Origin of the sequence: Formosa sp. L2A11 (genome assembly GCF_009796865.1) — a bacterium.
Classification (GTDB): domain Bacteria; phylum Bacteroidota; class Bacteroidia; order Flavobacteriales; family Flavobacteriaceae; genus Formosa.
The window spans coordinates 15,741-31,642 of the sequence record NZ_CP047028.1; the positions used below are offsets into that span (position 1 = coordinate 15,741).

Here is a 15,902-nt window from a genome sequence, read left to right on the forward strand (position 1 = left end):
TATTGTTATTAAAAGTAAACAGAAAGGAATCTCATCCATTAATATTGTTCAGCATCATTACATTATTTAAAGGGTGTAGAATAAAAAAATACAGAATAGGATTAGTATATTAAAACAAGTTTATAATAACCAATCATAATTTAATATATAGCAATATAGATAGCAGTTAAAGCTGTCTTAAATAAATGATGTCTATTCTTATTAAAATTAAATGAAGCATGATTAAAAGCTCTAAAATTAATTAAGCAGAAAAGGTTTACAATAAGGTGATACTATAACTAATAATGATAGTAAAAAATCTGTGTAACAACTCAACACACTAGAGAATGATGTGATTTAAAGTATTAGTAATTAATTCTAATAAGAAAGAGTAATAGATCTTTGGATAATAAAGGAAGGTAATAATCCAGGAGTTAAATTATTTGGGGTATAAACAAAAAAAATCCTGAACAAATTCATGTTCAGGATTTAATTAAAAAAGGCAACGTCCTACTCTCCCACAATGCAGTACCATCGGCGCTAATGGGCTTAACTTCTCTGTTCGGAATGGTAAGAGGTGAGCCCCATCGCAATAATCACCTTAAATTGTTGATCGTTAGTTGTATCATATACAATCTAATCAACCGCGCTCTTGCGCAAATATCTTAACATATTGAAAAAGGACGATAATCGTCTTTATTTTAAAAATACTACTTATAATAATTCTGTTATACTCTGTAAAAAAACAATGCGCCCCTCAGTATCTTTTCAAATACCTGTCCTCTATATTACTATAAAGTCAGAGGGGGCTTTTATACAATAAGCCTATGGGTTATTAGTACTACTCGGCTATGACATTACTGTCTTTACACCTATAGCCTATCAACGTGGTCATCTCCCACGACCCTTTAAAGAAATCTCATCTTGTGGTGGGTTTCGCGCTTATATGCTTTCAGCGCTTATCCCTTCCAAACGTAGCTACTCTGCAATGCTCCTGGCGGAACAACAGATACACCAGAGGTTTGTCCATTCCGGTCCTCTCGTACTAGGAACAGATCCACTCAAATTTCTAACGCCCACAGTAGATAGAGACCGAACTGTCTCACGACGTTCTGAACCCAGCTCGCGTGCCACTTTAATGGGCGAACAGCCCAACCCTTGGGACCTTCTCCAGCCCCAGGATGTGACGAGCCGACATCGAGGTGCCAAACCCCCCCGTCGATATGAGCTCTTGGGGGAGATCAGCCTGTTATCCCCGGCGTACCTTTTATCCTTTGAGCGATGGCCCTTCCATACGGAACCACCGGATCACTATGCTCTACTTTCGTACCTGATCGACTTGTAGGTCTCTCAGTCAAGCTCCCTTATGCCATTGCACTCTACGCACGATTACCAACCGTGCTGAGGGAACCTTTAGAAGCCTCCGTTACTCTTTTGGAGGCGACCACCCCAGTCAAACTACCCACCAAGCACTGTCCCTTCGTTGAAGGTTAGGCTCTAGATAAGCAAAGGGTGGTATTTCAACAATGACTCCACAACACCTAGCGATGCCGCTTCAAAGTCTCCCACCTATCCTACACATTACTTATCCAAAACCAATACTAAGCTATAGTAAAGGTGCACGGGGTCTTTTCGTCCCACTGCGGGTAATCGGCATCTTCACCGATACTACAATTTCACCGAGCTCATGGTTGAGACAGTGTCCAGATCGTTGCACCATTCGTGCAGGTCGGAACTTACCCGACAAGGAATTTCGCTACCTTAGGACCGTTATAGTTACGGCCGCCGTTTACTGGGGCTTCATTTTAGACCGTCGAGGTAAACCTCTAAGCCCACCATTTAACCTTCCAGCACCGGGCAGGTGTCAGGCCATATACGTCATCTTTCAATTTAGCATAGCCCTGTGTTTTTGATAAACAGTCGCCTGGACCTTTTCACTGCGGCCCCACCGAAGTGGGGCGACCCTTCTCCCGAAGTTACGGGTCTATTTTGCCTAGTTCCTTAACCATGAATCTCTCGAGCTCCTTAGAATTCTCATCCCAACTACCTGTGTCGGTTTAGGGTACGGGCTGCTTCTTTCGCTTTTCTTGGAAGTCGCTTTTCTGGATTATCACCTTGACCGTAGTCTCAGTGTACTATCGGAGTGTTACCACATCCTTCAACGAACTATTCCGTCAGTTCGCACCAAATTTACGCCTCCGTCACTTTTAGTAAGAGCAGGTACAGGAATATTAACCTGTTGTCCATCCACTACCCCTTTCGGGTTCGCGTTAGGTCCCGACTAACCCTCAGCTGATTAGCATAGCTGAGGAAACCTTAGTCTTTCGGAGTGCGGGTTTCTCGCCCGCATTATCGTTACTTATGCCTACATTTTCTTTTCTATCCGTTCCAGCATACCTCACAGTACACCTTCTACACAAATAGAATGCTCCCCTACCAGTTATAATAAATTATAAATCCATAGCTTCGGTAATATGTTTATGCCCGATTATTATCCATGCCGAATCGCTCGACTAGTGAGCTGTTACGCACTCTTTAAATGAATGGCTGCTTCCAAGCCAACATCCTAGCTGTCAAAGCAATTCAACCGCGTTTTTTCAACTTAACATATATTTGGGGACCTTAGCTGATGGTCTGGGTTCTTTCCCTCTCGGACATGGACCTTAGCACCCATGCCCTCACTGCTGATCAACATTTTATAGCATTCGGAGTTTGTCAGGAATTGGTAGGCGGTGAAGCCCCCGCATCCAATCAGTAGCTCTACCTCTATAAAACTATAAATCAACGCTGCACCTAAATGCATTTCGGGGAGTACGAGCTATTTCCGAGTTTGATTGGCCTTTCACCCCTACCCACAGGTCATCCGAAGACTTTTCAACGTCAACCGGTTCGGTCCTCCACTGTATGTTACTACAGCTTCAACCTGCCCATGGGTAGATCACACGGTTTCGCGTCTACCACTACTAACTAAAGCGCCCTATTCAGACTCGCTTTCGCTACGGATCCGTGACTTAATCACTTAACCTTGCTAGCAACGGTAACTCGTAGGCTCATTATGCAAAAGGCACGCCGTCACAACACGAAGTTGCTCCGACCGCTTGTAAGCGTATGGTTTCAGGATCTATTTCACTCCCTTATTCAGGGTTCTTTTCACCTTTCCCTCACGGTACTAGTTCACTATCGGTCTCTCAGGAGTATTTAGTCTTAACGGATGGTCCCGCCAAATTCACACAGGGTTTCACGTGCCCCGCACTACTCAGGATACCACTATCTTGCCAATCTTTACCTATACGGGACTATCACCCTCTTTGGTCTGTCTTTCCAAACAGTTCTAATTCATCATGGTTCAAATGTCGTGGTCCTACAACCCCAATAATGCCGTAACATCATTGGTTTGGACTAATCCGCGTTCGCTCGCCGCTACTTACGGAATCACTTTTGTTTTCTTCTCCTCCGGGTACTTAGATGTTTCAGTTCTCCGGGTTTGCTTCCCTAAGGATACTATATCTTCAATATAGTGGGTTGCCCCATTCGGATATCTGCGGATCAAATTGTATGTGCCAATCCCCGCAGCTTTTCGCAGCTTATCACGTCCTTCATCGCCTCTGAGAGCCTAGGCATTCCCCATACGCCCTTATTTAGCTTATTGTACTTTTTGCTTTTTTAATGAGTTTGTTATTAGTTAAAAGCTCGTAAACTTTAACTAACAACGAATTATTATTATTTTAAATAATTCCTGTTTAATACGTGCATACTAAACATTCGTTATTTAAATGTATTTTTATGTATCTTTTTCAATATGTCAATGAACTTTTTTCTATATTTAGAATATAGAATCGTGGAGAATATCGGAGTCGAACCGATGACCTCCTGCGTGCAAGGCAGGCGCTCTAGCCAGCTGAGCTAATCCCCCATGTAAAATCCTATCAATTAGTATTCTTCATGTGAATTTAGAATTCTCAGTTCTAGAATTTCCTCTTTATTATATTTAGTAGTCTCAGGCAGACTCGAACTGCCGACCTCTACATTATCAGTGTAGCGCTCTAACCAGCTGAGCTATGAGACTCTAACTATAATAAATTATATTTTAAATTAACAGCTAAGAATAAACAATCTCTTTTCCTTTTTTTTCAAATCCAATAGTCGTCTTTCTCTAGAAAGGAGGTGTTCCAGCCGCACCTTCCGGTACGGCTACCTTGTTACGACTTAGCCCTAGTTACCGACTTTACCCTAGGCCGCTCCTTGCGGTGACGGACTTCAGGCACTTCCAGCTTCCATGGCTTGACGGGCGGTGTGTACAAGGCCCGGGAACGTATTCACCGCATCATGGCTGATATGCGATTACTAGCGATTCCAGCTTCACGGAGTCGAGTTGCAGACTCCGATCCGAACTGTGATAGGGTTTATAGATTCGCTCCTGGTCGCCCAGTGGCTGCTCTCTGTCCCTACCATTGTAGCACGTGTGTAGCCCAGGACGTAAGGGCCGTGATGATTTGACGTCATCCCCACCTTCCTCACAGTTTGCACTGGCAGTCTTGTTAGAGTTCCCGACATGACTCGCTGGCAACTAACAACAGGGGTTGCGCTCGTTATAGGACTTAACCTGACACCTCACGGCACGAGCTGACGACAACCATGCAGCACCTTGTAAATTGTCCGAAGAAAAAACTATCTCTAGTCCTGTCAATCTACATTTAAGCCCTGGTAAGGTTCCTCGCGTATCATCGAATTAAACCACATGCTCCACCGCTTGTGCGGGCCCCCGTCAATTCCTTTGAGTTTCATTCTTGCGAACGTACTCCCCAGGTGGGTTACTTATCACTTTCGCTTAGCCACTCAGACCGAAGTCCGAACAGCTAGTAACCATCGTTTACGGCGTGGACTACCAGGGTATCTAATCCTGTTCGCTACCCACGCTTTCGTCCATCAGTGTCAGTTGATTATTAGTAATCTGCCTTCGCAATTGGTATTCTATGTAATATCTATGCATTTCACCGCTACACTACATATTCTAACTACTTCATAATAACTCAAGATAACCAGTATCAAAGGCAATTTTACAGTTGAGCTGCAAGATTTCACCCCTGACTTAATTATCCACCTACGGACCCTTTAAACCCAATGATTCCGGATAACGCTTGGATCCTCCGTATTACCGCGGCTGCTGGCACGGAGTTAGCCGATCCTTATTCTTACAGTACCGTCAAGCTGCTACACGTAGCAGTGTTTCTTCCTGTATAAAAGCAGTTTACAACCCATAGGGCAGTCTTCCTGCACGCGGCATGGCTGGATCAGGCTCTCGCCCATTGTCCAATATTCCTCACTGCTGCCTCCCGTAGGAGTCTGGTCCGTGTCTCAGTACCAGTGTGGGGGATCCCCCTCTCAGGGCCCCTATCTATCGCTGTCTTGGTAAGCCGTTACCTCACCAACTAACTAATAGAACGCATGCTCATCTTTTACCGATAAATCTTTAATATTTAAATGATGCCATTCAAATATACTATAAGGCATTAATCCAAATTTCTCTGGGCTATTCCTCTGTAAAAGGTAGATTGCATACGCGTTACGCACCCGTGCGCCGGTCGTCATCTGTGCAAGCACAATGTTACCCCTCGACTTGCATGTGTTAGGCCTGCCGCTAGCGTTCATCCTGAGCCAGGATCAAACTCTTCATCGTTAAATTTTTAAGTGTTTCCACTATTACTTTTAACAACTAATGGAATTAATTTGGTACTCAAAATGGTCTATTCTTTTTTGTTGACATTAACCGTTTCCAGTTAATATCTACGCTGTCAATTCAATATGTTAATGAACTTATTTCTCTGTGTGTCTTAACTCGTTGCCTCGTTAAGCGGGTGCAAATATAAAACCCTTTTTTATTCCTCACAATGTTTTTTTGAAGTTTTTTTTTAGTCCAGTTTCGCAACCTTTCCAACTCCAAACAAACACTAATTAAAGAACTTTTTTTGCTTAACTTACTACCGTAGTTGCGTCGCTAAGCGGGTGCAAATATACCACCTTTTTTCTTTACCAAACTAATTAATTTATAGCTTTTTTTGATTTATTTTGTAAACCATACGTTAAGAGTTTGTTACGCCTGCTTTTTATTTTTAAATAGTGTATCGCTATTGATTTTAAATAATAAATAAAGGTATTCCTCATACAAAACACACCTACTATACGGTTACTACATTATATAAGCAGGTAACAAACCTACACACAATACTCCTTATGTATCTTACTTAAGATAATCTTATTCTACATTTACAAAACCAAGGCATAACGACAAACACACATTAATTAAGTTACTTTAATAAGTGAGTCTATGAACTAACCTACAACAACTGTATCTATAGATAGACTATCTCTACTTCAACTTAAAATAAAAAAAGTATTCAGTTATACATAATATTAATCACACCTATATATAGGTAGCAAAAAAACTCTTTCGCTCTTATATAAAAGGACATTATTAAAACAATGCAATATCAAGTTGTAAAACTGTTTTCTCTTGCTCTGGATTCCACATACCTGTTACAGCAACAGGTAATTTATATTTTAGTACATTACAATCTTTAGTAAACGTAGCTCCAACATTAACAATGTTACCTACACCTTCTGTATAAAATGTCTTATCTGTAAAGAAAGACCAAGCACCTCCAACAAAAAGAGATAAATTAGAATTTTCATTTTCCCAAACCACACTGCTAACTTCTAAATATTGAGTCCAAGAATTTTTCAACTCTCCGTTATCTTGTATTTCATAATCACCGGCTCCTCCTCCAATTATAGTTGCTAGATAAAATAAAGTATTTGGATTTATATTATATCCAAAATTAACATCGACAAAATTATACCCTTGTGTTTTATCGTAACTCCAATAATGTAATTCATCTCCGCGCTCTTCTACTCCTGTATAATTGTTATGAGACACCGCTTCTACAAAGAAATTAGATGTTACCTTGTATTTTGCATATATAGAAAACTCTTTATAGTAAGCAGAAACATTTTCGGACAAACTCTCATTATAAACATCGACAGTAGAAAAACTAGCACCACCCCAAAAACCGAAAGTGAATTTTTCGTTACGCGAATTATATTCAATATTAGTTGCAATTACAGCACCGGGATGCACCACAGATCCATGCCAAGTATGCATGTTTTTTAAATGTCCGCCTATACTAAAAGGCTGATAATTCTCTGGAGTTGTTTCTATTTGAGCAGAAACAAAATTAAAACTGAATACAATTAACACATACACACTCCAAAGAGATGTCCGCTTTAAATACTCGACATTATACAATTTGTAAATGAAACAACCTCTTACGTGCTCTTTTTTAGTTCTCATGGTAGTTAGTTTTTAAATGTTTGTTTTACAAACGTCAATAACACGTTTGTTTTTCAAATATATTAAAACTAATCACTAAAAACCTAATTAACACCTAATAAACAGATGTTTTACAATGATTAAAGCAAGTTAATGATTTATAAAAACAGAAATTCACAATACAAATACACTCCAAAAAAAATGTCCATATAACGCTTAAAACAAAAACATTTAACTCTAAATTATTTATCCTAATTAAATCGGGTCACTTAATTCAAAAGTTTAGAAAACAAAAAATCACCTTCAAGTAGAAATTATAACTCTGTAATTTAAAAAGAAGTTATACTGATAATTAATCTAGCTTTTCTTTAATAATAATGAAAATTAAAAATATTAAATCAGCTTAAATTCAATTTTATAGAAATAGAAACACATTAAAATCTACAAAAAACACTTGATTGTCTCTTTTATAAAAACGTATCTATCACATTACATTACGATTACTTGTTATAGTTACTCCTGAAACAACATTTAAACCCCTATTAAATAAAACCTCCATTTAAATTGAATATAACATTAGATATTTTTGCATGAGTTTGATCATAGCATTATCTTTGTTAATTCAAATAAAATAATTAGTATGATACAAATCACTTTACCTGATGGAAGCGTAAAATCGTTTGAGCAAAACGCAACTCCAATGGATGTCGCTAAAAGCATAAGCGAAGGGTTCGCTAGAAATGTTATTTCTGCAAATTTTAATGGTACAACCATTGAAACCGTGACGCCTTTAACCACCGATGGTTCTTTGATTTTATATACCTGGAATAACGACGAAGGTAAAAAAGCTTTTTGGCATTCTTCTGCACACGTTCTTGCGCAAGCTATAGAAGAATTATACCCTGGAGCTAAACTTACTATTGGACCAGCAATTGACAATGGATTTTATTACGATGTAGATTTTGGAGAACACGTGGTGTCTGATAAAGACTTTAAAGCCATTGAAACTAAAATGCTAGAAATTGCTCGTGGTAAACATACCTTTAACATGAGACCTATCTCTAAAGCAGAAGCTCTAGAAACTTATAAAAATAATGAATACAAAACAGAATTAATTGAAAACCTAGAAGACGGTACAATTACATTCTGCGACCATTCTACATTTACAGATTTATGCCGTGGTGGACATATTCCTAATACAGGAATAATAAAAGCCGTAAAAGTATTATCTGTTGCCGGTGCTTACTGGAGAGGAGACGAAAACAAACCACAACTTACTCGTGTTTACGGAATTTCTTTCCCTAAACAAAAAGAGTTAACAGAATACCTTCACTTATTAGAAGAAGCAAAAAAACGTGACCACAGAAAATTAGGTAAAGAATTAGAGTTATTTACCTTTTCTGCTAAAGTAGGACAAGGTTTACCTTTATGGTTACCTAAAGGAGCTGAGTTAAGAGAACGTTTAGAAAACTTTTTAAAGAAAGCCCAAAAGAAAGCTGGTTACGAAATGGTTATAACTCCACATATTGGACAGAAAGAACTCTATGTAACTTCTGGACATTATGCTAAATACGGAGAAGACAGTTTCCAACCTATTAAAACACCTAAAGAAGGAGAAGAGTTTTTATTAAAACCTATGAACTGCCCACATCACTGTGAAATTTATAACAGCTCACAATGGTCTTATAAAGATTTACCTAAACGTTTTGCTGAATTTGGAACCGTTTACCGTTACGAACAAAGTGGAGAATTACATGGTTTAACTCGTGTAAGAGGTTTTACTCAAGATGATGCTCACATTTTCTGTACACCAGACCAATTAGATGAAGAATTTAAAAGTGTAATAGATTTAGTACTTTACGTTTTTGGATCTTTAGGTTTCGAAAATTTCACAGCTCAAGTATCTGTTAGAGATTTAGATAATCCTGACAAATATATAGGTAGTGTTGAAAACTGGGAAAAAGCAGAACAAGCCATTATTAGCGCAGCAAAAGACAAAGGACTTAATTACGTTATAGAATCTGGTGAAGCAGCCTTCTACGGACCTAAATTAGACTTTATGGTTAAAGATGCACTAGGTAGACAATGGCAATTGGGAACAATACAAGTAGATTATAACTTACCTGAACGTTTCGAGTTAACATATAAAGGAAGTGATAATGAAATGCACAGACCAGTAATGATACACCGTGCTCCTTTTGGAAGTTTGGAACGTTTTATCGCTATATTACTAGAACATACAGGTGGTAATTTCCCGCTTTGGCTAATGCCAGATCAAGCTATAATATTATCTATTAGCGAGAAATATGAAAAATACGCCGAAAAAGTTTTAAATGTGCTAGAAAATCACGAAATTCGCGCCCTCGTAGATCATAGAAATGAGACTATTGGTAAGAAGATTAGAGAAGCGGAGATGAAAAAAATCCCTTATATGATCATTATCGGTGAGAGTGAAGAGCAAGAGAATAAAATATCTGTACGTCAACACGGTGGGGAAGATTTAGGAAGTATTTCTATTGAAGAATTCGCCAAAATTGTCGAAACAGAAACGAATAAAACATTAAAACAATTTTAAATAAGTTTAACTAAAATTTTACAGCCATAGCAATACGTAGAAAAAAACAAGCCCCGAGAAGGGTTGAAAAAGAAGATCAGCATAGAATCAATTCTAAGATTAGAGTTGAAGAAGTTAGATTAGTAGGTGACAATATAGAAGTTGGAGTATATCCAACTCGAAAGGCCTTGGCCATTGCTGAAGAGCAGGAGCTTGACCTTGTTGAAATTTCACCTTAAGCGGTGCCGCCTGTTTGTAAGGTTATGGATTATAAGAAGTTTCTTTACGAACAAAAGAAACGAGATAAAGCTTTAAAATCCAAGGCGACTAAAGTTATAGTTAAAGAAATTCGTTTTGGTCCTCAAACCGATGACCACGATTATGAATTTAAAAAGAAGCATGCAGAAAAATTCTTAAAAGAAGGTGCGAAGCTTAAAGCTTTTGTATTCTTTAAAGGACGTTCTATTGTATTTAAAGAACAAGGTCAGATTTTATTATTGCGTTTAGCGCAAGATCTTGAAGAATATGGTAAAGTAGAACAAATGCCAAGATTGGAAGGTAAACGTATGACTATGTTTATTGCTCCAAAGAAATCGAAGTAAATCCTGAATAATATCAGGTTAAAAATAGTAAGCGAAATAATTTAAAACTAGGAGAACAAGATGCCTAAAATGAAAACAAAATCTAGTGCCAAAAAACGTTTCAAGTTAACAGGTACTGGAAAAATTAAAAGAAAGCACGCTTTTAAGAGTCACATATTGACAAAAAAATCTAAAAAACGTAAGCTTAAATTAACTCATGATGGTTTAGTTGCTAAAGCAGATGAGAGCAGTATTAAAGTAATGTTACGTTTAAAGTAATAGTATTTTAATCGGTTAAAACAATTTAATAACCCTGGAGTTAGGCAAAATTTATAAAAGAGTTAATTACAATTAACCGCCTACTACAAAACACATTTAAGAAATGCCAAGATCAGTAAACTCAGTAGCAAAAAGAGCCAGAAGAAAAAAGGTTCTTAAGCAAGCAAAAGGTTACTTCGGACGTCGTAAAAACGTTTGGACAGTAGCAAAAAATGCGGTTGATAAAGCAATGCTTTATTCATACAGAGACCGTAGAAATAAAAAGAGAACATTCCGTGCACTATGGATCACGCGTATTAACGCAGGAGCTAGACAATACGGATTATCTTACTCTCAATTCATGGGTAAAGTAAAAGCTAATCAAATCGAATTAAACCGTAAGGTTTTAGCAGATTTAGCGATGAACAATCCTGAAGCTTTTAAAGCAATAGTAGATAAAGTAAAATAAGGCGTTAGCCTAATTGTATAACATTTCGCTTATAAGATTAAACCGATTCTGAAAAGAGTCGGTTTTTTTTGTCTTTAATTTAAGTAGAGCTTCACATTGAAAACTTAATCATCGTTCCAATGGTATTCGAGCGGAGTCGAGAAATAATCCCGACAATCTAAAATTAAACAAATAACTTTCTATTTAAATATAACGCTACATACTCAGCATTAAATTAGAAGGGTTATACTTTGTTTTAATGTTCTCGACTCCGCTCGAACGCCATGTAACAACATCTGAACTTCATAATCTCAAATTTGATTTAAAATGGAAGGTTAAACAGTGTTCCAAGGGTATTCGAGCGGAGTCGAAAAATAATCTCGACAATCTAAAATTAAACAAATAACTTTATATTTTAAATATAACGCTACATACTCAGCATTAAATTAGAAAGGTTATACTTTGTTTTAATGTTCTCGACTCCGCTCGAACACACTACAATTACAAGAGATAACAATTTATATATAATACAAAACAGAAAGTAAAAGATTAAACATTGAAAACTTAATCATTGTTCCAATGGTATTCAAGCGGAGTCGAAAAATAATCTCGACAATCTAAATTAAACAAATAACTTTCTATTTTAAATATAATGCTACATATTCAGCATTAAATTAGAAGGGTTATACTTTGTTTTAATGTTCTCGACTCCGCTCGAACACCCTACAATTACAAGAGATAACAATTTATATATAATACAAAACAGAAAGTTAAAGATTAAACATTGAAAACTTAATCATCGTTCCAATGGTATTCGAGCGGAGTCGAGAAATAATCCCTACAATCTACAATTAAACAAATAACTTTCTATTTTAAATATAATGCTACATATTCAGCATTAAATTAGAAGGGTTATACTTTGTTTTAATGTTCTCGACTCCGCTCGAACACCATACAATTACAAGAGATAACAATTTATATATAATACAAAACAAAAAGTTAAAGATTAAACAATGAAAACTTAATCATCGTTCCAATGGTATTCTAAGAGACTCGAGAATGAACTACGATTATCTAAAATTCAATAGCCAATTAGCACCTATAACTTTAGAAACTCCTTAAACAAAAAAAGCAACCCAAATGGGTTGCTTTTAATATTATATAAAGGTGTTTTAGATTACTTAACTTCTTCGAAGTCTACATCTTCAACATCGTTACCTTCATTACCTTGTCCTTCAGTACTAGCGTCTGGTCCTGGTTGTGCTCCACCTTGTCCATCTGCTTGTGCTTTGTACATTTCTTCACTTGCTACTTTCCATGCTTCATTAATTTTTTCTAAAGCTGGATCGATTACAGTGATATCTTTAGTTTCAAAAGCTGTTTTTAATTCAGCTAAAGCATCTTCGATAGGTTGTTTTTTATCTGCTGATAATTTATCACCAAATTCTTCAAGTTGACTTTCTGTTTGGAAAATCATAGCATCTGCTGCATTTAATTTATCTGCAGTTTCTTTTGCTAATTTATCAGATTCAGCGTTAGCTTCAGCATCTGCTTTCATTTTTTGGATTTCTTCTTCTGTTAATCCTGAAGATGCTTCAATACGAATATCTTGAGTTTTACCAGTAGCTTTATCTCCTGCAGTTACATGGATAATACCATTTGCATCAATATCGAAAGTTACTTCAATTTGTGGAGTTCCTCTTTTTGCTGGAGGAAGACCATCTAAATGAAAACGTCCAATTGTTTTGTTATCTCCTGCCATAGCACGTTCACCTTGTAATACGTGAATTTCTACTGATGGTTGGTTATCTGCTGCTGTAGAGAATACTTGTGATTTCTTAGTAGGAATCGTTGTATTCGCTTCAATAAGCTTAGTCATTACATTACCCATAGTTTCAATACCTAAAGATAACGGCGTAACGTCTAATAACAATACATCTTTTACATCTCCAGTTAATACACCACCTTGGATACCTGCTCCTAAAGATACAACCTCATCTGGGTTAACACCTTTACTTGGAGATTTTCCGAAGAATTTCTCTACTGCAGATTGTACAGCTGGAATACGTGTAGAACCACCTACTAAAATAATTTCATCGATATCTCCTATAGATAATCCTGCTGCTTTTAATGCAGTTTTACAAGGATCGATAGTACGTTTTACTAAGTCAGAGATTAATTGTTCGAATTTAGCTCTTGTTAATGTACGTACTAAGTGTTTTGGTCCGCTAGCAGTAGCTGTTACGTAAGGTAAATTGATTTCTGTTTGAGCAGAAGATGATAATTCAATTTTAGCTTTTTCTGCAGCTTCTTTTAAACGTTGTAAAGCCATTGGGTCTTTACGTAAATCTATTTGTTCTTCAGATTTAAACTCTTCAGCTAACCAGCTAATAATTTTTTCATCTACATCATCACCACCTAAGTGAGTATCACCATCTGTAGATAATACTTCAAATACACCATCTCCTAATTCTAGGATAGATACATCATGCGTACCACCACCAAAGTCAAATACAACTATTTTTTGGTCTGTACCTTTTTTGTCCATACCGTAAGCTAAAGCTGCAGCTGTTGGTTCGTTTATAATACGACGAACTTTTAATCCTGCAATCTCTCCTGCTTCTTTTGTAGCTTGACGTTGGCTATCGTTAAAGTAAGCTGGGACAGTAATAACTGCTTCAGTAACTGTAGTTCCTAAATAGTCTTCAGCAGTTTTTTTCATTTTTTGAAGAATCATTGCTGATAATTCTTGAGGCGTATATAAACGACCATCAATATCTACTCTTGGAGTATCGTTATCACCTTTTACTACTTTATAAGGTACACGTTCTGCTTCTTTTAAAGATTCAGAATATTTATCCCCCCATAAAACGTTTAATAGAATAAACAGTTTTTGTTGGGTTAGTTACCGCTTGTCTTTTTGCAGGGTCACCAACTTTAATCTCACCGCCTTCTACAAAAGCAATTACAGATGGAGTTGTACGTTTACCTTCTGCGTTAGGAATTACTACAGGCTCGTTACCTTCCATTACAGACACACAAGAGTTTGTAGTTCCTAAATCGATTCCAATAATTTTACTCATAATTACTATATATTTTAATGTTGTTGAATTTATTTTTATTTCCCTTTGCTTATTTCAATCATTGTGCCAACTCTTTTTATACTGACAAGCTGTCACAAATCTATTTTGTCGTATTAGACATACAAGACAACATTGTCCTAACAGAGCTACATTAATCTTTAAAATATAATATACCTTAATTTATACTAAAAGTACACGCATGCTCTAGTAGTAAACACATATTAAAAGTAACATGCCTTTTGTCAGGATAAATGACAATACCCTTTTTGTTTTATTAAATATAGTTAACAAAACAAAAAACATACCTTATAATAAAACAAACACGTAGGTATTAAGCATACATTTTACGTGCAAGATTCTTCCTTTTTATAAAAACCAGGCAAATGCCTAGCATTATTAATAGTTCCTGCACAATTGATATGATAAAAACTGACAAAGTAGAGGTGATAAAACTGATGATAAAGTGTGATTATCTCTTCAATTTTGAACAAATAACAATAAAACAGCTTTCCGATAAAGAGGTTTTCTAATTCTACCTGTTTTTAAAATTCAACAAAAAAGTATTTATGCTATTTATATAGAAAATCGTACTTTTATGTGTCCTATTTAATGCAATATAAAAGATGCGATTAAACAAATTTACACCAATATTTACATTCTCCTTCATAACAATACTCTTGCTATGTTCTGGCTGTAAATCTAAACAAGAAGAACAAACAGAAGACGATCCTATTTATGTGGAGGTACTAAAAGTTAAAAACGATTCTGTTTTAAACACGATATCTTTAAGCGGAAATGTAGAAGCTAATACCACAATAAGGCTTGGCTTTATGGTTGCCGGTAAAATAAATTACATTGCCATTAACGAAGGAGAGTCTATAAAAAAAGGAGCTTTATTAGCGAGTTTAGACGATTCTGATTACCAAATCGGCTTAAAGGCTGCCAACGGAAAGCTGTTAGAAGTCCAGGACAAATACAATCGTTTAAAAATAATGCATGAACGCAATAGTTTAAGCGATGCAGATTTTGTACAAGTAAAAGCAGGATTACAACAAGCTGAAGCAAACCAGGAAATAAATACTAAAAACATTTATCACTCTAAAATTTACGCTCCAATTTCTGGTGTTCTTTTAAAGAAAGGCGTTTCTAAGGGAGAAGTAATAGATAAAGGCATGCCTGTTTTTGGTTTAGGAGATATAGATCGCGTAAAAATCAATGCTGCTGTTCCTGGAGATGAGATTAATTTAATTAAACTAAAACAAGATGCAGAAGTTACTATTTATGCTTTAGATTCTATATTTAAAGGAAAAGTAATTGAAGTAGGTTTAGCTGCCGAAGCAAAAACAAGAACCTACAATGCCAAAATAGAAATTGATAATCCGAATCATCAAATTTTACCGGGAATGATTGCTCAAATTGAAATTAATTCAGATTTAGAACAACAAAAACTTTTGGTTCCTGGACAAGCCATATTAAAAGACACAGATAATAAAGCCTATGTTTTTGTAGTAGACCAAGCCACTAATAAAGTTTTTAAGCGTGACATTTCTATAGGAAAACTCCATAAGAATAATATAGAAATCACTTCTGGATTAAAAGAAGGAGAAACTATTGTCACTTCCGGAGTACAAAAACTAACAGACGGAACGCTTGTAAACTATAATTAAGTTTC

5 protein-coding genes, 2 tRNA genes, 3 rRNA genes and 2 pseudogenes are annotated in these 15,902 nt (G+C 36.4%); 5 read left to right on the forward strand and 7 right to left on the reverse strand.

Annotated elements, in window-relative coordinates:
- Positions 1-476: 476 nt before the first annotated feature.
- The 6 genes from rrf to GQR95_RS00110 all read right to left on the reverse strand — a co-directional run bounded on the left by rrf (position 477) and on the right by GQR95_RS00110 (position 7,327).
- Positions 477-583 (reverse strand): 5S ribosomal RNA (gene rrf / locus GQR95_RS00085).
- Positions 584-794: 211 nt separating this feature from the next.
- Positions 795-3,628, reverse strand: a 23S ribosomal RNA gene (locus GQR95_RS00090).
- Between the two features lie 190 nt (positions 3,629-3,818).
- Positions 3,819-3,892, reverse strand: a tRNA-Ala gene (locus GQR95_RS00095).
- Between the two features lie 79 nt (positions 3,893-3,971).
- A tRNA-Ile gene (locus tag GQR95_RS00100) sits at positions 3,972-4,045 on the reverse strand.
- Positions 4,046-4,136: 91 nt separating this feature from the next.
- Positions 4,137-5,656: ribosomal RNA gene (locus GQR95_RS00105) — 16S ribosomal RNA — on the reverse strand.
- The 16S, 23S and 5S rRNA genes sit together here with 2 tRNA genes alongside, the layout of an rRNA operon.
- Before the next feature lie 795 nt (positions 5,657-6,451).
- Positions 6,452-7,327: a hypothetical protein gene (locus GQR95_RS00110; RefSeq protein ID WP_199269623.1), complete on the reverse strand. Its 876-nt coding sequence runs from the start codon at positions 7,325-7,327 to the stop codon at positions 6,452-6,454.
- Positions 7,328-7,946: 619 nt separating this feature from the next.
- Between GQR95_RS00110 and thrS the strand changes: the two genes are divergently transcribed.
- The 4 genes and pseudogenes from thrS (at position 7,947) to rplT (ending at position 11,168) form a co-directional block, all read left to right on the forward strand.
- Positions 7,947-9,881, forward strand: a complete 1,935-nt coding sequence (gene thrS, locus GQR95_RS00115; RefSeq protein ID WP_159021240.1) for a threonine--tRNA ligase — start codon at positions 7,947-7,949, stop codon at positions 9,879-9,881.
- Between the two features lie 86 nt (positions 9,882-9,967).
- Positions 9,968-10,462 (forward strand): annotated as a pseudogene (gene infC, locus GQR95_RS00120) (translation initiation factor IF-3).
- A gap of 60 nt (positions 10,463-10,522) precedes the next feature.
- Entirely contained in the window at positions 10,523-10,720 is a 198-nt protein-coding gene (rpmI, locus tag GQR95_RS00125) for a 50S ribosomal protein L35 (protein ID WP_159021241.1), read from the forward strand.
- 103 nt (positions 10,721-10,823) lie between these two features.
- Positions 10,824-11,168: a 50S ribosomal protein L20 gene (gene rplT / locus GQR95_RS00130; RefSeq protein WP_159021242.1), complete on the forward strand. Its 345-nt coding sequence runs from the start codon at positions 10,824-10,826 to the stop codon at positions 11,166-11,168.
- Positions 11,169-12,324: 1,156 nt separating this feature from the next.
- On the opposite strand, the pseudogene dnaK reads toward rplT, so the two are convergent.
- Positions 12,325-14,230: pseudogene (gene dnaK / locus GQR95_RS00135) on the reverse strand (molecular chaperone DnaK).
- Positions 14,231-14,853: 623 nt separating this feature from the next.
- On the opposite strand from dnaK, the gene GQR95_RS00140 reads away from it, so the two are divergent.
- Entirely contained in the window at positions 14,854-15,897 is a 1,044-nt protein-coding gene (locus tag GQR95_RS00140; protein WP_159021243.1) for an efflux RND transporter periplasmic adaptor subunit, read from the forward strand.
- Positions 15,898-15,902 lie beyond the last annotated feature (5 nt).